This is a genomic window from Mesorhizobium sp. KR1-2 (genome assembly GCF_040045035.1).
In the GTDB taxonomy this organism is placed as follows: domain Bacteria; phylum Pseudomonadota; class Alphaproteobacteria; order Rhizobiales; family Rhizobiaceae; genus Pseudaminobacter.
Genome location: NZ_JBDZDS010000011.1, coordinates 79,278 through 101,313 on the forward strand (window position 1 = coordinate 79,278; position 22,036 = coordinate 101,313).

Here is a 22,036-nt window from a genome sequence, read left to right on the forward strand (position 1 = left end):
TCAAGGCCGTCGGAGAGGTCTTTTGCACCGCCGCGCCCTGCCCCGGCGCGGCGGCGAGCCCGCCACAAGGCGGGCTCAGTAGTCCTTTTCGTAGAACACGCCGAGGCTGGAATCGCCATCGGACCCCACCGCGCCCTTCGCCTTGAGGTCCTTGGTGATGTCGAGATTGACCGTGCCGCGCGTGGAGCCCTGGGCACCCGCCTCCACACCCAGATAGATATTGTCCTGGATATAGCGGCCGGCGCGCACGGCGGCGTTGCCCTTGCTGTCGGTGACCACGTCGAGATCGTCGAGGCCGGTGGCGTTGCGCAAATTGCCCAGCAGCGAGTTATTGGAGCCACCGGCCAGCTCGGCCGCGGCTGCGGCAAGCTGCGCGATCTGGAAGGCCGACAGCTCGTCGATGCCGCGGTTGAAGATCAGGCGGGCGAGCACTTCGTCCTGCGGCAGCTCGGGCTGCGAGGAGAATTTTACACTGATGTCGGAGGCACGGCCCGAGACCGTGATGAACACGGTGATGTCGGTGCCCTGCGAGCGCGCCACGAAGTTGAGGAACGGGTTGAGGTCGCCCACCAGCGTGACCGTGCCTTCGTCGAAGGTGATGCGCTGGCTGAGGATGCTGAGCCGGCCGCGGATGAGCTGGAAGCCGCCAACCGGCTGGATGTCGGACACCGGGCCGGTGAGCTTGACCTGGCCGCCGAGCTCGGCATCCAGCCCGCGCCCGCGCACGAAGACGCGGGCCGGCGCATTGACGCTGACGTCGAGCCGCATGACGCTCGGCCGGCCGGTCGGCGTGGGCGTGCCGTCATTGGCGCGCGCGCGCTTCAGCGTCTCGGCCACCCCTTGAGACGGCTTGAGGTGCTTGACGTCGAGCGCGGCCGCACCACCGGCGAAGCTTTCCGGCACGGTGATCTCGGCGCGGCTGACATTGATATTGCCCGAAAGCACCGGATCGCGCGCGAGCGGGCCGGTGATGGCAAGGCTGCCCCCGACCGTGGCCACCACCAGCGTGCCGTCGGCATAGCGGGCATCGTTGAGCGTGACGCGGATGTCAGCCGGGAAGCTTGCCGCTGCGTCGAGCGAGATGGTGCCGGTGGCGCTGACCGAGCCGCCGGCGGCGAGATTGGCCGAGGCGTTGCGGATCGTGACCTGGTCGCCGTCGATGGTGCCCATGACCGCGATGGACTGCAGGCGGACATTGCTTTCCGGATCGACGAATTCGGCGCCCTGGGTGGAGAACATGCCCCGGATGGACGGGTTCTTCAGGTTGCCGGAAATGGTGGCGTTTGCCGAAAGCGTGCCGCCCGCCTGCGCGCCGCGCTCGGCGAGAAAGCGGTTGGCCAGCGCCAGCGGCGCCTCTCCGCGGACGGTGAGGTCCACGCCCTCGCCGGAGACCGGCACGCGGCCGCTGGCTGTGAGAGACAGGCCCTGCGGACCGCTGGCGGTGGCCGACGACAGCGTCAGCACCTTGTCGGCGAAATGGCCGGAAGCGGCGATTTCGAGCGGTGCAGCACCCGCTTCTTCCAATGCGGCCGCGCGAATGCCCGCGCCGTGCAGGTTGAAGGTCGCCGCCGGGTTGGCGATCTGGCCGGAAACCTTGGCGCTGCCGGAGATGTTGCCGCCGAGCCCTTGGCCGGGGGCGGCTGTGTTGAGCACGGCGAGCGGGAAGGATTCGAGCCCGATGTCGAGCGCCAGTGCACCCTTGTCGAGCGGCACGGCGCCGCTGGCCGTGGCGCGCAGGCCGTCGGGGCTGGTCACCGCCGCCTTGACGTTCAGCCGGCTGGCTGTGGAGTTGCCTTCGGCTTCGAGGTTGATCGAGGCAAGACCCGCTTCGCGCAGGGCGGCGGCGGCGATCGAATTGCCCTTGAGCGAGAAGCGCACGTCCGGGTTGGCGCGGGTGCCGCCGATTTTGCCGGTGCCGTCGACCGTGCCGGCCAGCGCCAGGTCCGGGCGGACGGCGTTGGCAATGGCCAGCGGCAGCTTGGTGATGCTGACGGCGAGGTCCAGCTTTTCGTCGATCTCGCCGCGCGCGCTGACGCGCCCGCCGCCGACGTCGAGCACGAGATCATCGATGGAGATCTTTTCGCCGCGCATCTGCAGCGCGGCCGGTTCGGCGAGCTTCGCGGCGAGATTGCCCTGGGTCAGCTGCGCCTGCTGCAGGGCAAGCCGATAGCCGCCCTCGACAGGCGACAACGCGCCGGAAGCGGCGGCGACGGCTCCATTCTCGAGCCTCGCATTGGTCTGGAAATTCGTCGTCCGGCCTTCCTGCCTGGCGGTGGCCTGCAGCGTGGCGACATCGACGCCCCCGGCAACAAGCTTGCTGGCGTTCAGCGAGCCGTCGGCGATCGGCACGCCGAACAGGTCGGCGACGGTCGCGTTGAGATCGGCCTTGCCGACATGGACGGTTTCGACCACCAGCTTGTTGATGTCGGCGCGGACGGTAGCGTTCTGCTTGCCGTCCTGATGGGTCAACGCAATATCGGCATTGACCGCGCCGGTGGCCTGCTTGAGCAGCAAGGCCGCGGCGGTGGAAACATCAGGCGCAGCGAGCGACAGCTTGCCGTCGAGCAGGCCGTCCTTGTTCTGCGTCACATCGCCGGTGATGCGGGCGCCGCCTGCGGTGAATTTCAGGTCGCCGAGGCGCTTTTCGTCGTCATTGACGGCGACTGCCGAGGCAAGCTCGACCCTGACCCCGTCAAGGAAGGCGTTGCCGGTGACATTGCCGTTAAGGTCGCCCTTCTGCAGCGTGCCTTCGAAGTCGAGCACGGCATTTTGTAGCGTCTTGCCGACCAGCGTGCCGGTCGGAACCTCGGCGCCGAAAGTCAGGCCGATCAGCCCTTCGGTGCCGGAAGCGCGGCCCTTGGCGGTGAGGCGGCCGGCGGCCTTGTCGGACACCAGCGCCAGATCCGCCACCGAGAGGTCGAAGCCGAAATCGGCAGTGCCGGTGGCGAAGCGGCCATCGGCCTTGGCCTCAACCTGGTCGTTGAAGATGCGCAGCTGCCGCGCCACCAGGCCGGTCTCGCCGCGCGCGACGCCGCCGGTGATGCGGGTTTGCCCATGCAGCAGATTGTCGGCAGCCGGCGTGCCGATGCCCAGCCCCTCGGCCGTGCCGTCGAGCGCGAGGTCGAAGGCGCCGGTGAGCGGCTTCAGCTCGCCCTTGGCGACGAGATCGGCGCCGCCGGAAAGCTGCCGGTCGGCCAGGCTGGAGAACGGAGCCAGCGATCTGGCCTTGAGGCCGATGTCGCCTTTGAAGACGAATTCGGAAATGTCGCCGGCAAGCGACAGCGAGAAGCCGTTGGCCGCGATTTCGGCTTTGGCGAGCTTCACCGGCGCGCCGGCGCTCCATTCCCCGCCGACATCCAGCGCGATGTGGTCGCCCAGCGCCTCGGTGACATCGGCGCGCTTGGCGACGATGCCGGACACGCCGCCGGTGGCAGCGAAGGTGAGATGGCGCGACGCCGGGTCGGCAATGTTCTGTGCCAGGCCCGAGAGCAGCATCTCGGCCGACTTGGACGAGAAAGTCTCGGTTGCGAGGTCGTCGATCTTCAGCGAGCCCGACCACTCGTCGCCCGGCTTGTCGCCAAAGGCCAGCGCGAGGCTGGCGCGCTGCACGGTGTTCTGGCCCGGCACGGGCAGAAGCACCGGCTTGCCGGCGGGGTCGGCGATGTCGGCATTGAGCGTCAGGCGCTGGAGGAACCCGTCGGGGGCCGTCTCGGCGGTAGCCTTCAGGTCAAGCGCCGCGCTTTGCAGGTCGAGCTTTTCCAGGAGCAAGCCGCCGCCGTCGCGTACCAGGCCGGCGGTCTGCAGCTTCGTCTCGGCGCCGAAGAAATCGCGGAAGCGCGGCGACACCAGCTGGGCGATGGGTCCATGTAGGTCGGCATTGAAGCCGAAGCCGTCGTCCCGATGACGCACTTCGGCCGTGCCGGTCAGCGCGCGCAGGCCATCGGCATCGAGCGTCAGGTTGAGGTCGAGGTCCGAGATCGGCCCCTTGCCGCCCAGCGCCAGCGCCATGGGCGGGCGCCCCTCGACGTTGAGAAGATTGGCGACGATGCCGTTGGCCGGCTCGTCGAGCTTCAGGTCGAGGTCGAGCACCTGCGTGGAATTGGCATAGGCCGCCCGGAGCGCGAGCTGGCCGCCCGGCCCGTCGAGGCGGTTGACGTTCAGCGTGGTGTCGAGCGAGCCGTCGGCAAGCTGCAGGTTGCCGGTGATCGCCACATCGGCGGCAAGGCCGAAGACGCTTTCGTCGAAGGTGACATGCGGCACCTCCAGCGCGCCGAGCGAGACCGAGAGCGGCAGCTCGGGCACCTGGAAACCGCCGGCTTCCGGCGCCGGCGCGCCTTCCGCCGGCAAGGGCTTGCGCATGACGTCGATGCGGTCGGCGGCGAGCCTGTCGATCGATAGCCGGCCGAGCAGCAGCGCCGAGCGGGTCCAGACGATGCGCGCATTGGTGATGCGCAGCCACACGCCCTCGCGGTCGGCGATGGTGATCTCGCCGATGGTGGCATCGGACGACAGCGCGCCCTGGATGTTGTCGATATGGATCTGGCGGTCCGGCGTCGAAAGCTGGTTCTCGACGAAGCCGACGAAATAGGAGCGCTCTGCGTCGGCCGAATCCTGCGCGAGCGCCGACAGCGCGAACGCGGTCAGCGCGCCGACGAAAAGGGCGATGGCCAGAATGATCCGGGTCAAAACGCTTGTCCTATTCCGACATAAAAGCCGATGGTGGGATCGCCCGGGCCGCGATTGAGCGGTACGGCTGCGTCGAGCCTGATCGGCCCAAGCCCGGTGATGTAGCGCACGCCGCCACCGACGCCGACGCGAAGCTGGTCCCTGAAGTTCGGGATGGAATCGCCGCCGACATAGCCGGCATCGGCGAAGCCGACCAAGCCGATGGTGTCGGTGACGCGGGCGCGCAGCTCGGCCGAACCCTCGATCAGGGAGCGCCCGCCGATAATGCGGCCATCGCCCACCGGCACGCCGATGTTGCGATAGGCATAGCCACGCACCGAGCCGCCGCCGCCGGCAAAGAACAGCTTGTCGGGCGCGATCTCGGCCACCGAAGGCCCGGCAATGGCACCGAGCTTGAGGCGGCCGGCGGCGACTATGCGCTTCTCCTCGCCAAAGCCGAAATAGGCGCGGCCCTCGGCCATGGCCCGCATCGCCGGATTGCCGTAGTTGAACTCGTAGAAGGGCTCCAGCGACACTTCGGCGTAGTAGCCTTCCGTGGCGTCGGCCTTGTCGTCGCGGCTGTCATAGATGTCGCCGCCGACGAGGCCGACATTGACGAAGTTGCGGCGGCCGAAGACATCGTCCTCGAAGCGGGCGGCGCCGGCATTGAGCGCCATGCGGCCGGACAGCTGGTCGCTGAAGATCTGGGTCAGGCCGGTCTCGGCGGTGACGCCAGTGCGGGTGTAGGCGTCTAGCACCTCGCGGTCGCCGACCACGGAAGCATAGAAATCGGTGTCCGGCGTGTAGAGGCCCGGCCTGGTGAAGGTGGCGCCGAGCCGGTAGGTCAGTTCCTTCGGATTGAAGGTGTTGACGAGGCCCAGCACCTTGGCGTCGAGGCGCAGGCGCTCGGCATGGCCGAACAGGTTGCGGTGCAGCCAGTAGGCTTCCACGCCCGCCCCGTCGAGCGTGGAATAGCTGCCACCGAAGCCGAAACGGCGCGGCAGGCGCTCCTGCACTATGAGGCTGATGGGCAGCTGGCCGTCCGCGCCGATCGTGTCGCCTTCCTGGAAGCGCATGGCGCGGAACACGTCGAGCCGCGACAGCCGCTTGCTGGCGCGGGCGAGATCGTCGGGGTCGTATTCCTGGCCGGGCTCCAGCCCGGTCATCCAGGCGAGGAATTTCGGGTCGATGCGCTCGGTGCCCTCGACCTCGACCGGCGCGTAATAGGCCATGCGGCCGGGCTCGATGGTGAGCGTGGCGTTCACCACGTCGCGGTCGTGGGCGGCCTCGACGCGACGGTCGGCCACGCTTGCCTTGGCATAGCCCTGCTGGCGCCAGGCCTCGACCGCCAGCCGTTCGGCGGAAAGGATGACGCCCGAGCGGGCCACCTCGCCCGGCGCGAAGCCGACGTGCTCCGGCTGCTCGACCTCGTCATCGGGCCTCACCGGCGGCGGGGCGCGATTGACGATGCTGGTCTCGCCGAACAGGAAGACGGGGCCCGGATTGACCACGACACTGACCGCGACCGGATCGGGCAGTTCGGTGTCGGGCGGCAGGTCGGCCGCCTCGCGCCCGCCTATGAGAATGCTGATGCTGCCGCCATAACGGCCTTCGCTGTAGAGCGCGGCGAGCAGACGGCGGTAGTCGCCGCGCGCCTTGGCGAGCAGGCCGGCGGCACCCGAGGCCGGCTTCTCGTGGTCCTTCCAAAGGGTGGAAGCACCCTTGAGCTTCGATTCGACATCTTCATTGCCGCCGGAAACGGAGAAGTCGACCGTATAGTTCTGCGGCTCGCCGATGACCTCTTCCGACGAATCAGTCTTCTTAGCTCCGAAGATATGGACGCCGAACAGCTCGAAGGCCGCCGCCGGCGCGGCAGGCACGGCAGACAGACCTATTCCAGCAAGCAGGCAGAGCCCCCGCGAAGTCCTGGCAGTAAAAAGTCTCACTCAAGCTCCTAGACGCCGGTCGAATAGGCCGAACGCACCAAAACCAGCGCGCCTCGAAAAGCTCTCCGCCCCCTCAAGAGAGAGGTCGATACTAGGTGATCGCGAAGTGGGAAAAAAGCCTCGGCAACAAAACAGGCAGAAAATCGGATGCAATTTTCAGTCGACATGTGACTGAAAGTAGACGCCAAAGGTTGCAGGTTTGCAAATGACCGCTGGGTGCGGCGGCCATTTGCAACTTCCTCAGTGGCCCGAGCTGAGCTTCAACCCGATGAGGCCCGCCACGATCAGCGACACGCTGACGATGCGGAACAGGGTGGCAGCCTCGCCGAAAGCGATGATGCCGACGATGAAGGCGCCGATGGCGCCGATGCCCGTCCAGATGGCGTAGGCGGTGCCGAGCGGCAGCGTCCGGAGGGCCAGCGCCAGCAACCACAGGCTAATCAGCATGGTGACGCCGGTGACGATGGAAGGCATGAGTCTGCTGAAGCCCTCCGACTGCTTCATCGTCGACGACCAGACGACCTCGAAGACGCCGGCGAAGAAGAGATAAATCCATGCCATATGCTTACTGTCCTCTGTGCTTGCAGGGCGCGCCTAGAGCTGCGCCGGTTTGAAATTCCGGAATCTGAGCGCAGGAATAGGGCCGGCGTCAAATGGCCGTCGTGCATTTTCGACATGAACCGGCATGCCGCGCCACAAGCCAGACGGCAAGGACGACGGGTCCACGCCGCGAGCTGCAATTGCGAAACGATGCCCGGGAAGGGAGCGGGATGGATTGGTCCATTACTTCGGGTCTCCGAAACAATGGGGCCGTCCCCGATGGTCTTAGACGCGGGCCGTCCCGCGCGGGCTCGATATAGACAACTCCCGGGCCAATGGCCAGACCCGAACGCGCGCAGCGTCGGCTATCGGCACTACATCCGGCGGATCGGCGCGCCGAGCTGGAGAAAATCGCGCTCGCGGCAGGTGAGGACCAGCACCTGCTGGTTCTGCGCCGCCTTGCCCAGCACCAGATGCATGCGCTCCAGCCGCGCCTCGTCGGTGTTGACCAGCGCATCGTCGAGCACGATGCAGGCCTCCTGCCCCGCCTCGCGCAATATATCGGCCAGCGCGATGCGGGTGATGACGGCGATCTGCTCGCGCGCGCCGACGCTCAAGCCGCCGAAGGGCTCGGCCACGCCATTGCGCACCAGCTGCTCGATCTCGAAGGTCTCGTCGTGCAGCACGATGTCACTGTCGGCCTGGATGAGCCGCAGATAGGGGGCGGAACGCTCGCGCACAGGCGCCAGCCAGCGGTCCTTGGTCTCGCGCTGCGCGTCGGCCAGCGTGGCATGAAGCAGCTTTGCTGCCTCCGCCTCCAGCGTCATGGCCTTCAGCCGCGCTTCACTGAGAACGATCTGGCCTTCAAGCTGGGCAAGCTGCTCGCCCAGGCCGTCCCTGCCGAGGGCGCGCAGCGCGGCCTCGATCTCGCGCCGTTCGTTGTCGAGCCGGTTGATGTCGGCCTCGATCTCGCGTTCCGACTGCTCGGCCTGTTTCAAGGCGATCTGCTTGGCTTCCGGATCGGCGCCGGCGAACGCGGCTTGGGCCGCCGCACGGGCCTGTTCGGCCTGCCGGAAGGCCTGTTCCTCGCGCGCGCAGTCCTCATCGAGGGTTCTGTCGTCGGCTTCGGCTCGCGCGACGACCAACTCTTCCTGGCGCTTGGCGCACCGAGCCTCAGCGACCGAGGCGCGCTCCTCCCGCACGGCGAGGTCGCGCCGCGCCGTCTCGACAGCGGCGCCGCGCTCCTTCGCCTCGGCCTCGACCGCGCGCAGCGCAGCGGCCGCCTCACCGCAGTCGCGCCGCGCGGCTTCGATGTCGGCCGGTTCGCAAGCTTCCGCCTCGGCGCCTTCGGCCAGAAGCGCGTTGCGGGCAAGCTCCTGCCGCAGCGCCTCGATGCCGTTCGGCGCGAGCGCGGCAAGGGTGGCGCCATGCGTCTTCACCTCGGCGCGCGCGGCCTCCTGCTGGCGCAGCGAAGCGCGCGCGGCCGCGACATCGGCCAGCTCCAGCCGGCGCAGCGCCTTGTCGAGCGCCTGCCTGGACTGTTCCGCGGCCTGCGCCAGCTCTTCCGTGCCGCCGCCGGGGTGGATGCCGATCTCGCCATAGCCTTCGAGGACAAGTCTTGCGTCGCGCGACAGCGAAAGTTCCGTGCCGGCCTCGACGGGCTTGCCGTCGAGATGCGCGGCTTGCGCGCCTTGCGGGTGCAGCGTGATGCGGACGCTGGCCGCCTCCAGCCGCATGAGCGCCTGTTCGACAGCGCGTTCCAGCTTCTCCAGCGCCCCGACGTCCTCCGCCGTCAGCGTGGAAGCCTGCGCGAGCGCCAGCGCCTTGCGGCGAGCGTCGTCGGCCTGCTCGGCAAGCTTCAGCTGGCCGGTCAGCCGTTCCACGGCCTGCGCCGCCTGCCGGCGGGCGAGCGCCTGCTCCATGCCGCGCAGGCGCGCCGTCGCCTGCCGCTCGGCAGCCGTCGCGGCCTCCAGTCGGATAGCAGCCTCGGCGGCGACGGCCTCCAGCCGAGCGAGAGTGGCCAACACCTCGTCGCGCGCGCTGCGAGCGGCGTCCGATGCGCTTTGGTCGGCAGCGAGATCTGCCACGAGCCTCCGGCGCGCCGCGTTGCGGGCGGCGGCCGCGTCGAGCTTCAGCTTCGCATGCTCCACCGCGCCTGCGGCAGCACGCAGCGCGTCCTCGAGGCCGGCCACGGAGGCAGCCGCCTGCCGAGCGGCGGCGGCGCGCTTGCGGCTTGCCTCCAGCGTGTCGTCGCGACGGTAGCGGGCGAGGATGTTGTGGATGCCGGCGAGTTTGGAAACCCGCTCGTCATGCTCGGCCATCCGCCTTTTCAGGTCGGCCAAATTCTGGCGGTCGGCGTCGAGCTGAACGGCAAGCGCCTTGAACTCGCCGCGGGCGTTGCCTCGCTTGTCCCAGAACTGGTCCCGGCGCGCCTCGGCAGCGGCCAGCAAGGCGCGGCCGCGCTCGCCGCCGGTGACCTGGCCGATCTCTCGCTCCAGCGCAGACGCCAGATGGTTGCGGCCCGCGCCGATGCCCAGCTGCCGATGCGACATGCCCTGCTCGACCCAGAGCAGGCCGAACACGCCGTGATGCTCCTGCGGCTTGGTCCCGCCCGAACTCGACGGCGTGAAGCCGAACATTTCGGCCAGTTTCTCTTCCACCGCATCGCCAACGTAGCGCTCGCCATTGCCGGTCAGCTCCGCTTCCTGGCGCTGGCAGAACGCCTTGCGCAGGGTCCAGATTGCGCCGCCGCGCTCGAATTCGACCAAAACTTCCGGCCGCACCGACTGGTTGTAGGGCTGCATGGCCGCCGCTGCGGTGCCGCCGACGCGGTGACGCTCGAACAAGGCGGCGCGTAATGCGGCAAGGAGAGTTGATTTGCCGGCTTCATTGTCGCCGACGATGACGTTGAGCCCATCGCCGAGATCGTCGACGACGACATGGCCGAGCTTGCGGAAATCCTTCACCTCGATGCGGCGCAGCTTCATCTCAGCGCCCGCCATTCATGTGGTCGACATACATCATGCGCAGCGCCACGCGCGCGGCGGCCGCCTGCGGGTCGGCATCATTGGCCGCCTGGGCTTTCAGCCGCTCGACCGCCAGCCGCACGAAGCCGGACGAATCCAGCGCGTCGAGGTCGTCGTCGGTCGGCTCCTCGAACAGGCCGGCATCGTCTACATCGAGATGGTGGAAGCGGTTGCGCCAGTTCTCCAGCTCGGTCTCCAGCCGGTAGCGCTCGGCAAGGCTGACGCCGCCCTTCAGGGTCAGCGTAACGACGCGGCGGGCTGCTTCAGCTTCCAGCTCGGCCAGTGCGTCGAGCCCGGCCCGGCAGGTGCCGTCGAGCATTTCGGCCTCGACCTGATGCCACTGGAAATGACTGGTCGCCACGGCCTCCACGCGCTCGGGCGCATCCGGCCCGTCGAGCTCGACTATGTGCACGAAGCCTGAGCGATTGGCGCGGTGGCGGTCGGTTTCCGGCGTACCGGAATACCAGGTGCGCTGTGCGATCTGCAGCGAACCGTGCCAGTCGCCCAGCGCAAGATAAGACAGGCCGGCGGTGAGCGCCCGGTCTTCGGGGATTTCGTTGCTGGCCTCGGCCGCACCCGGCAGGCGGTTGGCCACGCTGCCATGGGCGAGGCCGATGCGGACCATGCCTTCCGGCGTGGCGGCGGCGTCGAACCATTCGGTCTGGTCGAGCGATTCGCGCCGGCGCGTCAGCGGCGCGGGCAAGATGACGGCGCGCCCGTCCCAGCCCTCGATGGGCTGCGGCCGGTCGGCGATGACGATGTTTTCTTCCGGCCCCATCTGGCGCAGGCGGCTCCAGACACTATGCGCGAGCGCGGCGTCGTGGTTGCCGGGCAGAAAAATCCAGCGGCCGGAAAAGGGTTTCAGCGCGTCCAGCGTGCGCAAAATGGTGCGGTCCTGCACCTCGTTGCTGTCGAAGGCGTCGCCCGCGACCAGAACGGCATCGACATTGCGGGTAGCCGCCAGCCGGGCGATCTCGCCGATAGTGGCGATGCGCTGGGCGCGCAGCTCCGCACCCGCATCGCCCGGAACGTTGCCGAAGGGCTTGCCGATCTGCCAGTCCGCCGTGTGAAGAAACCGGAACGCCATGCCTGCCTTGTTGTCGCCCGCCAAACCAGCCGTTTGGCGCGGCGGCGGTGCTTGCTTCTCCGCCATCGGTCGAATCGGCGGGTAACCGAGATTGGGTTTGGATGCGGGAATGTCAATTCGCGGGCTGGGCCAAAGGTTAGATGGGCGCGACCCGTTGCGACGCCGCGCCAGATTGGTATCATGGTGGTATTACTTTGGTATCGATATTGGTCGGGAAGGGCGTGGACGGAGCCCTGAACTGGCCCGGTTTCAACTGCCGCCCGAAACGGACCCCGCCATGAGCAGCACCCCCATTGCCATCGCCTATCTTGCCGAGCTGACGGCGCGCATCGGCCGCCTCATCGAAGACAACGGCGCGGCGATCGCGGCCGGGGCCGACGCCATCGAGCACGCCGCCCGCAATGACGGGCTGGTCTACATCTTCGGCACGGGCCACAGCCACATGCTGGCGCTGGAGGCGCACTACCGCGCCGGCGGGCTGGCGCTGACCGTGCCGATCCTGTCGAGTGCGGTGATGCTGCACGAGGGCGCGGTGGCGAGCACGGTGTATGAGCGCATTCCCGGCGCGGTGGCGCCGATCTTCGCCCGCTATCCGATCGGCGCGAAGGACGTGCTGATCGTGATCTCCAACAGCGGCGTCAACGCCGCCCCGGTGGAGGCGGCCCGCATCGGCAAGGAACGCGGCGCCACTGTCATAGCCGTGACATCCGAGACCTATTCCAGCCAGGCAGCGCAGGGACGTCCGCGCATCGCAGACATTGCCGACATCGTGCTCGACAACGGCGCGCCTGCCGGCGACGCCATCGTCGACGTGCCGGGCAGCGAACTGCGCGTGGGGCCGATCTCGACCTCGGTGGGTGCTGCGATGATGAACGCCATGTTCGCCGAAGTCGCCGCGCGCCTGGCCTCCGCCGGCTCCGACGCGCCGATCTATCTCAGCGCCAACATGCCGGGCGCCAAGGAAGTGAACGACGCCTTGGTGGCACGTTACCGCAAGCGCAACCCGCATCTGTGAGTGGCTGGCCGGCCTCTGGTCCAACGCCTGGCTCTGGGCGCGCAGCCCCATCCGGTATTTGATCCATGTCAAGGCCGGCGGCGCCGGCCCTGAAATGATGCCCCCGACAACAGAAAGGACTCGGAATGTACAAGCACATCCTCATCGCCACGGACGGCTCCGAACTGGCGCAGAAGGGCGTCGACCACGGGTTGTCGCTCGCCAAGAGCCTCGGCGGCAAGGTCACCGTCATTACCGTGACCGAGCCCTTTCCGATCTACGGCATGGCCGGCAACTTTGCCTGGGTGGCCAGCCCCGCCGACATCGAAAGCTACAACGCCAGCAGCAAGGAATTCGCCGGTAAGGTGCTTGGCGCGGCCAAGGAAGCCGCCGACAGGATGGGCGTGCCGGTTGAGACCTTGCATGCCGACGACAACACGCCGGCCGAGGCAATCCTGGCAACCGCCGAAGCCAAGGATTGCAGCCTGATCGTCATGGCCTCGCACGGGCGGCGCGGGCTGAACCGCATCCTGCTCGGCAGCCAGACGCTGGAAGTGGTGACGAACGGCAAGGTGCCGGTTCTGGTCATCAAGTAAACCGGGAACACGAGTCGGCCGTGTAGCAAGCCCCCTCTCCGCCTCGCTGCGCTCGGCACCTCTCCCCCGCGCTGCGGGGGCGAGGAACCGGAACTCGCCAAAGCCGCGGCATCGCAGAACTTGGGTTCCTCGCCCCCATGAAAATGGGGGAAGCAAACCGGAGAGGGGGTCTTCGTTGCCCCCACCGGCATGAATGGAACAGCCCGCCCCTACTCCGCCGCCGCCACATGCCGCACCCGGCCGATCCTCGCGGCGCAATATTTGAATTCCGGGATCTTGCCGTAAGGATCGAGCATCGGGTTGGTCAGCTTGTTGGCCGGGCTTTCGTTGAAGCAGAACGGCATGAAGATGGTGCCGTCGGCGACCTCGCGATCCGCCCGCAATATCGCCTCGATGACGCCGCGCCGCGTCTCCACCGTGATCATGTCGCCGGGGGCGAGACCGTTGCGGGCGATCTCGTAAGGGTTCATGGCGGCGATGCCGTAGGGCTCGATGGCGTCGAGCACGCCGGCCCGGCGCGTCATGGCGCCGGTGTGCCAGTGCTCCAGCAGGCGCCCGGTGGTAAGCACCAGCGGGTAGCTCTCGTCCGGCACTTCGTCGGGAGGCAGAAGGTCGGCCGGCACGATGCGCCCGCGCCCGTCCTCAGTCGGGAAGCCCGAGGAAAAAACCACCTCGTTGCCGGGCTTGTCGTCGGCGTCGGCCGGATAGATGACCGAATCCTCGCGCTCGATACGCTCCCACGAAATGTGGTTCAGCGAGTGCATGACGCTCGCCATCTCGGTGTAGACTTCGGACACGTCGCCGTAATGCCAGTCGAGCCCGATCCGGTTGGCGAGGTCGACGATTATGTCTAGGTCCTGTCGCGCCTCGCCCGGCATGTCGAGCGCCGGCCGGCCCATCTGTATCTGGCGGTTGGTGTTGGTGTAGGTGCCCCATTTCTCGGCATGGGCCGAAGCCGGCAGAATGACGTCGGCATGCCAGGCCGTCTCGGTGAAGAAGATGTCCTGCACCACCAGATGCTCCAGCATCGCCAGCGCCTTGCGGGCATGCGTCTGGTCGGGGTCGGACATGGCCGGGTTCTCGCCCATGATGTACATGCCCCGGATCTCGCCGGCATGGATGGCATCGACGATCTCGACAACCGTCAGGCCCGTCTTCGGGTCCAGCGTCTGGCCCCAGAAATTCTCGTAGTGGCTGCGGATATCGACGTTCTCGACCGACTTGTAGTCGGGATAGTACATCGGGATCAGGCCTGCGTCGGACGCGCCCTGCACGTTGTTCTGGCCGCGCAGCGGGTGCAGCCCGGTGCCCGGCCGGCCAACCTGGCCGGTGATGAGCGCCAGCGCGATCAGGCAACGCGAATTGTCGGTGCCGTGGACATGCTGTGAAATGCCCATGCCCCAGAAAATGATCGAATGTTCGGACTTGGCATAGGTGCGCGCCACCTCGCGCAGCACGGCGGCCTCGATTCCGCAGACCGGAGCCATCGCCTCGGGCGAAAAATCCTTCACCTTGGCCTTCAGCGCCTCGAAGCCCGAGACATTGGCCTGGATATACTGCTCGTCGTAGAGCTTTTCCTCGATGATGGTGTGAAGGAGCGAATTGAGCAGCGCCACGTCGCTGCCGGCGGTGAATTTCAGCGCAAGGGTGGCGTGGCGCATCAGGTCCTGGCCGCGCGGGTCGATGACGATCAGCTTCTTGCCGCGCTTGGCCGCCTGCTTGAAGAAGGTCGCCGCCACCGGGTGATTGACCGTCGGCCGCGCGCCGATGACGAGGATGCAATCGGCCTTCATCGCATCGTTGAACGGCGCCGACACCGCGCCGGAGCCGACCCCTTCCATCAGCGCCGCGACGGATGATGCGTGGCACAGCCGCGTACAGTGGTCGACATTGTTGGTGCCAAAACCCTGCCGCACCAGCTTCTGGAACAGATAGGCTTCCTCGTTGGAGCCTTTGGCCGAGCCGAAACCGGCCAGCCCCTTGCCGCCATGCTCGTTGCGGATCGCCACCAGACCGGCGGCGGCGCGTTCCATCGCCTCTTCCCATGTCGCCTCGCGGAATATGGTCAGCGGATCGACGCCGCGTAGGTCGGCATTGGCGTCCTTCGGCGCGTCGTCGCGGCGGATCAGCGGCTTGGTCAGACGCTCCGGCGACATGGCATAGTCGAAGCCGAAGCGGCCCTTGACGCAGAGACGGTTCTCATTTGCAAAACCGTTGCGGCCGTCCACCTGGACGACGCGGTTGTCCTTCACCGCCACCCGCGTCTGGCAGCCGACGCCGCAGAAGGGGCAGAGCGTATCCACCACGCGATCGAAGGATTTTACGGCGCGCGTGCGGAATTCCTTGTCCATCAGCGATTTTTCGTAGAGCGCGCCGGTTGGGCAGGCCTGCACGCATTCGCCGCAGGTGACGCAGGTGGAGTGCCCCATCGGATCATGCATGTCGAAGACGGGGATGGAATGGTCGCTGCGACCCGCCATGCCGATCACGTCGTTGACCTGCACCTCTCGGCAGGCGCGCACGCAGGCATTGCAGGCGATGCAGGCGTCGAGATTGACCGCGATCGCCGGGTTGGAGATGTCGAACTCGGCGGCCTCGCCGTTGAACTTGGAGGGATAGCGGCGGCTGCCCGAAATGCCCATGGACGCGGCCCATTGCCAGAAGGCGGACTGGTTGTCGGGCCCCTCTTCCGCCGGGCGCATGTTGCTCGCCAGAAGCTCGAACACCATCTCTCGCGACTTCTTCGCGCGCTCGGTGTCGGTGCGAACCACCATTCCTTCCGCCGGCTTTCGGATGCAGGAGGCGGTGAGCACGCGCTCGCCCTCGACATCGACCATGCAGGCGCGGCAATTGCCGTCGGGCCGGTAGCCCGGCAGGTCGACATGGCACAGATGCGGGATCAGCGTGCCCTCGCGCTTGGCCACGTCCCAGATGGTCTCGCCTTCGGCGGCGACCACCGGCTTTCCGTCGAGCATGAATTTGATCGTGCCAGCCATCACAGGTCACCCCGGAAGTGTTTCAGCAGGTGGTTGACCGGGTTGGGTGCGGCCTGGCCGAGCCCGCAGATGGAAGCGTCGCGCATGACGCTTTCCAGATCGCGGATCGCGGCCTCGTCCAGCGGTGCCGGCTTCTGCAGCAGCGCCACCATCTTGGCCGTTCCCTCGCGGCACGGCGTGCACTGGCCGCAGCTTTCGTGCTTGAAGAAGGTCAGCAGGTTGAGCGTAACGTCCTTGGCGCTGTCGGCCTGCGAGAACACCACGATCGCATGCGAGCCGACGAAGGCGTCGAGCTTGGCGAGCTCTCCGCCGAAATCCAGCGGTATGTCGCCCATCGAAGCGGGCAGGATGCCGCCGGAGGCGCCGCCGGGCAGATAGGCCTTGAATTCGTGGCCGTTGGCCATGCCACCGCAATAGTCGTCGATCAGCTGGCGCACGGTGACGCCGGCCGGCGCCATCTTGACGCCCGGCTCCTTCACCCGGCCTGAAACCGACCAGGAGCGAATACCGGGATGGCCGGGCAGGCCCTTGGCCGCGAACCACTCCGCGCCGTGCTCGACGATGTCGCGCACCCACCACAGCGTCTCGACGTTGTGGTTGAGGGTGGGCAGGCCAAAGAGCCCCACCTCGGCGATGTAGGGCGGGCGATTGCGCGGCAGGCCGCGCTTGCCCTCGATGCTTTCCAGCATCGCGCTTTCCTCGCCGCAGATATAGGCGCCGGCGCCGCGCCGAAGTTCGATGAAGCCCGAGGCGATGATGCCGGCCCTGGCAAGCGCCGCGATCTCTGTGCGCAGGATTTCCAGCACCGCCGGATATTCGTCGCGCATGTAGAAATAGATGCGCTCGGCCTCGACCGCGTGGGCGGCAATCAGTGCGCCTTCCAGCGTGCGGTGCGGGTCGCTTTCCAGATAGAAGCGGTCCTTGAAGGTGCCCGGCTCGCCCTCGTCGCCATTGACGGTCATCAGGCGCGGGCCCTTGAAGGAGCGCACGATGCTCCACTTCTTGCCGGCCGGGAACCCTGCCCCGCCAAGCCCGCGCAGGCCGGCGGCCTGCATGGTCTCGATCAGCGTTTCGGCTGCAATCTCGCCGGCACGGACCTTTGCCAGCAGGCGATAGCCGCCCGCGGCGCGATAAGCATCAAGTCCGACATAGGGCGGCACCACCGTCTTGGTTGCGCCGTCGCGAGCCATTTTCATCAGGCTTTCGCTGGTGGCGTTATCGACCTCGCGCTCGCCGATGCGCGCGGCGGGCGCGGTGTCGCAGCGGCCCATGCATGGCGCACGCACCACGCGTACTTCCTTCGGGTCGACGCCCGCGGCGACTTCCTTCAGCAGCGTCTCGCAGCCGGCTAACATGCAGCTGATGGAATCGCAGACGCGGATGGTCAGCGGCGCGGGCGGGGTCTCGCCTTCCTTGACGATGTCGAAATGATCGTAGAACGAGGCGACCTCGTAAACCTCGGTCTGCGACAGCCGCATCTCCTCGGCCAGCGCGCGCAGATGCGCGGCCGACAGGCAGCCATAATGATCCTGGATCAGGTGCAGGAATTCGATGAGCAGGTCGCGGCGGCGGGGCCTGTCGATCAAAAGGTCGCGCACCTCGTGCAGCGCCTTGTCGTCCAGCCCGCGCCCCTTTGTGCCACGGTCGCGGCCGCCGCCTCGCCTGAATTTCGGGTCCTGGATGTTCACCTGCGCCACCTCCGCATTTCGCGTCGACGTTGGAGCAATGCCAGCCTGCAACCACTATAGGGCAAGGCAATCAGGTGACGCTAGGTAAATCAACCCCCGCCATTGACGACCCCATTTGCCTTCTCGATCACGAAAACGATGCGGCCGTCCTGCCGTTCCGTCGCGACAAGAAGGTCGCCGGTCTCGGAGAGCAGGTTGGGAATGTCGATGGAAGCGAGCGGGTCGGTGCAGACGACCTCGATCCGCTCGCCCGAAGCAAGTCCGCGAAGCGCCTTGCGGGTCTTCAGCGCCGGCAAGGGACATTTCAATCCGCTCAGATCAAGCTTCGTCGTCATGTCGCGCCTACGGTGCCTCACAGGTGCCAGCTGGTCAATCGAGGCATAAGGCGGCTGGTGCAGACGAATTTTCGGCCAGGCATCCTTGCGGCGGGCACGCAGACGTGACATCGGGACGCTTTGATCCACCGGACAAATCGGGCGTGCCCGGCGCGACAGCGCATTTTCGCCTTCGACTTCGCGCGGATCATCGCACAAGTTGGAGACGGTCGAGCACGGCATGACAGCAAATCCGGGGACCGCCGAAATCAAGCCTGCCATCCAGCTTGCACTTGGGATGGCGATATCGGGATCCGTCGGCGTCTTCGCGGTTCAATCCGGGCAGCCTACGGTCAACGTGGTTTTCATCCGCTGCATTTTCGGCTGCCTTTCTCTTGGCGCCTGGTGCTTCCTGACCGGGAACGCGCGTGACCTGATCGGCTTCGACCGGCGCAGCCTGCTTCTGGGAATACTCAGCGGCCTGTTTTTGGTCCTCAACTGGTTGGCGATCTTCGAAGCGTTTCGCCTCACGTCCATCGGCTTCGCCACGATCATCTATCATTTGCAGCCGTTCTGGATCGTGCTCGCGGGCGGCCTTCTGCTTGGGGAAACCGTCTCGCGCTCGAAATATTGCTGGATTGCGTTCGCCTTCCTCGGCCTGCTTCTGGTTGTCGGGCCGAAGATCGGCACCATCAATGCGGATGCCGGATTCGCCGTCGGCGTCATCTACGCGCTGATCGCCTCCATGCTCTATGCGGCGTCGACGCTGACCGTGCGTGCGCTGCGCAATTCGAAGCCCGAGGCCCTGAGCGTGTTGCACTGCCTGATCGGGGCAGTGTTGTTCCTGCCGTTCATGAACGCCGCGGTCGTTCCGCCGGTCACTTCCTCTGACTGGCTATGGCTCGCCGGCATCGGAGTCGTGCACACCGGCATCGTCTACGTGCTGCTCTACAGCGCCTATCCGCGCCTGCCGACGACGGCCATCGCGGTGCTGGCCTTTCTCAATCCTGCAACAGCGTTGCTAGGCGACCTCATCGTCTATGGGCGGGCCATCACCTTGCTGCAGGCCGCGGGATTGGTCCTGATCCTGCTCGCTGGTCTGGGTGTAAACTTGGGTTGGCGGTTTCCAGCTGGAAGACGCGCGGGAGGGCCCGACCGGATACCCGGACTTGCCGACCCTCAGAGCAAAGCCGAATAGGGCAGGAAGCGCACGACGTCGCCCGGTTTGACGCCCGTGACCTCCTCGCCAAGCTCGACCAGCCCATCGGTGTCGACCAGCGAGGACAAAAGGCCCGCCCCCTCGCGCGGGAATTTTTCCGCCTCATGGGTTCCGTCGGCGCCCTTGCGCAGACTTGCACGCACATATTCGCGGCGGCCGGGTTTCTTGCGGTAGGAGAACGCGGCACGCAGCGGCATCGCCAGCAAGGTCTCCGGTTTAGCTCCGGCAAGCGCCCGGATCGCAGGTCGGGCGACATGGGCGAAGGTGACGAAACTCGCCACCGGATTTCCTGGCAGGCCGATGAAGGCAGCGCCGCGAATGACGCCCATGGCGACCGGGCGGCCAGGCTTTATCGCCACGCGCCAGAACACCAGCGAGCCGACGCTTTCGACGCTCGCCTTCACATGGTCGGCCTCGCCGGTGGAGACGCCGCCGGAGGCGAGGATCAGGTCGTGCGTGGCTGCGGCTTCTTCCAGCACGCGGGCGATCGCTACGCCCTCGTCGCGCAATATGCCGAGGTCGGTGACGACGCAGCCGAGCCGGGCCAGCATGGCCCGCAGCATGAAGCGGTTGGAATCGAAGAGTTGCGCAGGGCCGCGCGCTGTTCCCGGCGAAACGATTTCATTGCCCGTGGAAAACACTGCCACTCGCACCCGCCGCCGCACGGAAACCTCGGTGAGGCCGAGGGCGGCGACCAGCGCCACATCCTGCGGGCGAAGAATCTGCCCGGCGCGCAGCACTACGCTGCCTGCGGCGACGTCTTCGCCCATTGGCCGCACATTGGCGCCGCGCTTCAGGCCGGCGGGCAGGATCACGTCGCCTGTCTCGTCGAGGCGGACATCTTCTTGCATGAACACCGTGTCGGCGCCCTCGGGCATGGGCGCGCCGGTGAAGATTCGCACGGCATGGCCGGGATCGATCAGCGCCCCGGGCGACATGCCTGCCTGAACGCGGGCGGCGATGGGAAAGGCCTTTTCGCCTTCGGCGGGCAGATCTGCGCCATGCAGGGCGTAACCATCCACCGCCGAGTTAGTAAAAGGCGGCAGCGGCAGCGGCGCGACAATATCTTTTGCCAGCACACGGCCGTCAGCCTCGGCCAACGTCACGCTCTCCGTTTCGGCAACTGGCATCAGCCGCGACGCGATCAGCGCCACCGCCTCGTCCACCGACATCGTCGGCCCGCCAAAGGCGAAGCAGTCGTCGGAAAGTTGCGCCATGGTTTTTCCCTCCGACCTTCGCCGGGCGGGAAGGCCGGCCTGAGCTTGCGCTGAAAGGGAGGCCGCGCGAGGCCCTCGCCCTTTCAAGATTGGCCTGAATTTGAACAGGCTATAGACTGGGGGTCAAGCTGGCGGCGTGCCAAGCCGCCTGCGGAGATCGCCATGGAGCAGACGCGACAAAAGGCCGAACCGGCCGTGGTCCTGCCCAACCCGGATGACCCGCGCCTGACCGAGCGCGTCGCCGGCATCGACCACACCGGCGCGCCGGTCAAGGTGCAGGTGCCGGTGGAGCGAGCGCTGACGCTCTATCTCAACGCGCAGGAGATCGTCACCATGATGACGATCAACGACTATCCTGAATATCTGGCGATTGGCTACCTGCTCAACCAGAACATGCTGAAGCCCGACGACGTGGTGACCGGCGTCGACTACGACGACGAGCTGCAGGTGGCCGTGGTGCGCACCGAGCGCCACACCAATTACGAGCACAAGCTGAAGAAGCGCACGCTGACCTCGGGCTGCGCGCAGGGCACCGCCTTCGGCGACCTGATGGAGGCGCTGGAGGAGATCGACCTGCCGGACGCGGAGCTGCGCACCTCCTGGCTCTACGAGATGACGAAGACGATCAACACCACGCCATCGCTCTATCTCGCCGCGGGCGCCATTCACGGCTGCGTGCTGTGTCAGCAGGGCCAGCCTATCTGCTACATGGAAGATGTCGGCCGTCATAACGCCGTCGACAAGCTCGCCGGGTGGATGTACCGGCACAATGTCGACCCGGCCGACAAGATCCTCTACACGACCGGCCGGCTGACCTCGGAAATGACGATCAAGACCGTTCGCATGGGCATACCTATCCTCATCTCGCGCTCCGGCTTCACCGCCTGGGGCGTCTCGCTCGCCAGGCAGGCGGGCCTGACGCTGGTGGGCCGCGCGCGCGGAAAACGCTTCATCGCCGTGTCGGGCGAAGAGCGGATCGTGTTCGACCAGGACCTCGCTTCCGTCGAGGAGGAAGCATCCCGACATCACCGCAAGGGCGCCGAAGGCGATGACTGAAACGAAGACCGAAACGATCGGCGTGATCCTCGCCGGCGGGCTGGCGCGGCGCATGGGCGGCGGCGACAAGCCGATGCGCGCCATCGGCGGGCGCCCAATCCTCGACCACGTCATCGAGCGCTTTAAGCCGCAATGCGACGGCCTGATCCTCAACGCCAATGGCGACCCGGCGCGCTTTGCCGCCTTCGGCCTGCCCGTGGTGGCCGACAGCGTGGCCGATTTTCCGGGGCCGCTGGCCGGCATACTCGCCGCGCTCGACTGGACGGCACAAATGCGGCCGGGCGTTAACTGGGTGGCGAGCGTGGCCGGCGACTGCCCCTTCCTGCCGCGCGATCTGGTGGCGCGGCTGCATAGAGCGCGGGCCGCTGAAGGCGCCATGCTGGCAGTGGCGGCGTCGGCCGGCCAGTCGCATCCGGTGATCGGCCTGTGGAACGTGGCGCTGCGCGAGGAGCTGCGCCACGCGCTGGTCAAGGAAGATATTCGCAAGATCGACCGCTGGACCGCACGCTATCCGCTGGCCACCGTGCCCTGGCCGACCGAGCCGGTGGACCCATTCTTCAACGCCAATACGGTCGAGGATTTGGCCGAGGCGGAGAAGCTGGTGGCGCTGGCAGGGTAGGTTTGTTTTCCTGGCCTGCGGAAGGCCACCCGGTTCCGGTCGGCCCTGCCTCCGCGCTCAGCGAGAGCAAGGG

At 67.0% G+C, this 22,036-nt stretch carries 14 protein-coding genes; 5 read left to right on the forward strand and 9 right to left on the reverse strand.

What is annotated here, in order from left to right; all coding sequences use genetic code 11:
• Positions 1-75: 75 nt before the first annotated feature.
• From ABLE85_RS20105 to ABLE85_RS20125, 5 genes are all read right to left on the reverse strand, one after another.
• Positions 76-4,686, reverse strand: coding sequence for a translocation/assembly module TamB domain-containing protein (locus tag ABLE85_RS20105; protein ID WP_348794491.1), 4,611 nt, complete (start codon positions 4,684-4,686; stop codon positions 76-78).
• Positions 4,683-6,572 carry an autotransporter assembly complex family protein gene (locus ABLE85_RS20110; RefSeq protein ID WP_348794603.1) on the reverse strand — a complete coding sequence of 630 codons (1,890 nt, stop codon included), beginning with the start codon at positions 6,570-6,572 and terminating at the stop codon, positions 4,683-4,685. Before ABLE85_RS20110 ends, ABLE85_RS20105 begins: the two co-directional genes overlap by 4 nt.
• A gap of 279 nt (positions 6,573-6,851) precedes the next feature.
• Complete coding sequence (sugE, locus tag ABLE85_RS20115; RefSeq protein WP_348794492.1) at positions 6,852-7,172, reverse strand: quaternary ammonium compound efflux SMR transporter SugE; 321 nt, start codon at positions 7,170-7,172, stop codon at positions 6,852-6,854.
• 353 nt (positions 7,173-7,525) lie between these two features.
• A complete protein-coding gene (locus tag ABLE85_RS20120) occupies positions 7,526-10,153 on the reverse strand; it encodes an AAA family ATPase (RefSeq protein WP_348794493.1) in 2,628 nt (875 codons plus the stop codon).
• Positions 10,140-11,264: a DNA repair exonuclease gene (locus tag ABLE85_RS20125; RefSeq protein ID WP_348794494.1), complete on the reverse strand. Its 1,125-nt coding sequence runs from the start codon at positions 11,262-11,264 to the stop codon at positions 10,140-10,142. The genes ABLE85_RS20120 and ABLE85_RS20125 overlap by 14 nt, the downstream gene beginning before the upstream one ends.
• A 277-nt stretch (positions 11,265-11,541) precedes the next feature.
• Between ABLE85_RS20125 and ABLE85_RS20130 the strand changes: the two genes are divergently transcribed.
• On the forward strand, positions 11,542-12,279 hold the full coding sequence (locus tag ABLE85_RS20130; protein ID WP_348794495.1) for an SIS domain-containing protein: 738 nt from the start codon (positions 11,542-11,544) through the stop codon (positions 12,277-12,279).
• A 125-nt stretch (positions 12,280-12,404) separates the two neighbouring features.
• Positions 12,405-12,854, forward strand: coding sequence for a universal stress protein (locus tag ABLE85_RS20135; protein WP_348794496.1), 450 nt, complete (start codon positions 12,405-12,407; stop codon positions 12,852-12,854).
• Positions 12,855-13,063: 209 nt separating this feature from the next.
• Here the strand turns inward: ABLE85_RS20135 and fdhF are convergent, their stop codons facing one another.
• The 3 genes from fdhF to ABLE85_RS20150 all read right to left on the reverse strand — a co-directional run bounded on the left by fdhF (position 13,064) and on the right by ABLE85_RS20150 (position 17,873).
• A complete protein-coding gene (fdhF, locus tag ABLE85_RS20140) occupies positions 13,064-15,850 on the reverse strand; it encodes a formate dehydrogenase subunit alpha (protein ID WP_348794497.1) in 2,787 nt (928 codons plus the stop codon).
• Entirely contained in the window at positions 15,850-17,538 is a 1,689-nt protein-coding gene (locus ABLE85_RS20145; RefSeq protein WP_348794498.1) for an NAD(P)H-dependent oxidoreductase subunit E, read from the reverse strand. The genes fdhF and ABLE85_RS20145 overlap by 1 nt, the downstream gene beginning before the upstream one ends.
• An 89-nt stretch (positions 17,539-17,627) precedes the next feature.
• A complete protein-coding gene (locus ABLE85_RS20150; protein ID WP_348794499.1) occupies positions 17,628-17,873 on the reverse strand; it encodes a sulfurtransferase TusA family protein in 246 nt (81 codons plus the stop codon).
• Between the two features lie 220 nt (positions 17,874-18,093).
• Between ABLE85_RS20150 and ABLE85_RS20155 the strand changes: the two genes are divergently transcribed.
• A complete protein-coding gene (locus ABLE85_RS20155; RefSeq protein ID WP_348794500.1) occupies positions 18,094-19,050 on the forward strand; it encodes a DMT family transporter in 957 nt (318 codons plus the stop codon).
• Here ABLE85_RS20155 and glp read toward each other — a convergent pair.
• On the reverse strand, positions 19,032-20,288 hold the full coding sequence (glp, locus tag ABLE85_RS20160; RefSeq protein ID WP_348794501.1) for a gephyrin-like molybdotransferase Glp: 1,257 nt from the start codon (positions 20,286-20,288) through the stop codon (positions 19,032-19,034). The two genes, ABLE85_RS20155 and glp, sit on opposite strands and share 19 nt — an antisense overlap.
• 162 nt (positions 20,289-20,450) lie before the next feature.
• On the opposite strand from glp, the gene ABLE85_RS20165 reads away from it, so the two are divergent.
• Positions 20,451-21,344, forward strand: coding sequence for a formate dehydrogenase accessory sulfurtransferase FdhD (locus ABLE85_RS20165; RefSeq protein WP_348794502.1), 894 nt, complete (start codon positions 20,451-20,453; stop codon positions 21,342-21,344).
• Positions 21,337-21,963: a molybdenum cofactor guanylyltransferase MobA gene (gene mobA, locus ABLE85_RS20170; RefSeq protein WP_348794503.1), complete on the forward strand. Its 627-nt coding sequence runs from the start codon at positions 21,337-21,339 to the stop codon at positions 21,961-21,963. Before ABLE85_RS20165 ends, mobA begins: the two co-directional genes overlap by 8 nt.
• Positions 21,964-22,036: the final 73 nt, after the last annotated feature.

Bases quoted from the DNA above. Each gene is read 5' to 3' on its own strand.
- sugE (WP_348794492.1), bottom strand. From the start codon at position 7,172: ATGGCATGGATTTATCTCTTCTTCGCCGGCGTCTTCGAGGTCGTCTGG.
- ABLE85_RS20120 (WP_348794493.1), bottom strand. From the start codon at position 10,153: ATGGCGGGCGCTGAGATGAAGCTGCGCCGCATCGAGGTGAAGGATTTC.
- ABLE85_RS20125 (WP_348794494.1), bottom strand. From the start codon at position 11,264: ATGGCGTTCCGGTTTCTTCACACGGCGGACTGGCAGATCGGCAAGCCC.
- ABLE85_RS20130 (WP_348794495.1), top strand. From the start codon at position 11,542: ATGAGCAGCACCCCCATTGCCATCGCCTATCTTGCCGAGCTGACGGCG.
- ABLE85_RS20135 (WP_348794496.1), top strand. From the start codon at position 12,405: ATGTACAAGCACATCCTCATCGCCACGGACGGCTCCGAACTGGCGCAG.
- fdhF (WP_348794497.1), bottom strand. From the start codon at position 15,850: ATGGCTGGCACGATCAAATTCATGCTCGACGGAAAGCCGGTGGTCGCC.
- ABLE85_RS20150 (WP_348794499.1), bottom strand. From the start codon at position 17,873: ATGACGACGAAGCTTGATCTGAGCGGATTGAAATGTCCCTTGCCGGCG.
- ABLE85_RS20155 (WP_348794500.1), top strand. From the start codon at position 18,094: ATGACAGCAAATCCGGGGACCGCCGAAATCAAGCCTGCCATCCAGCTT.
- glp (WP_348794501.1), bottom strand. From the start codon at position 20,288: ATGGCGCAACTTTCCGACGACTGCTTCGCCTTTGGCGGGCCGACGATG.
- ABLE85_RS20165 (WP_348794502.1), top strand. From the start codon at position 20,451: ATGGAGCAGACGCGACAAAAGGCCGAACCGGCCGTGGTCCTGCCCAAC.
- mobA (WP_348794503.1), top strand. From the start codon at position 21,337: ATGACTGAAACGAAGACCGAAACGATCGGCGTGATCCTCGCCGGCGGG.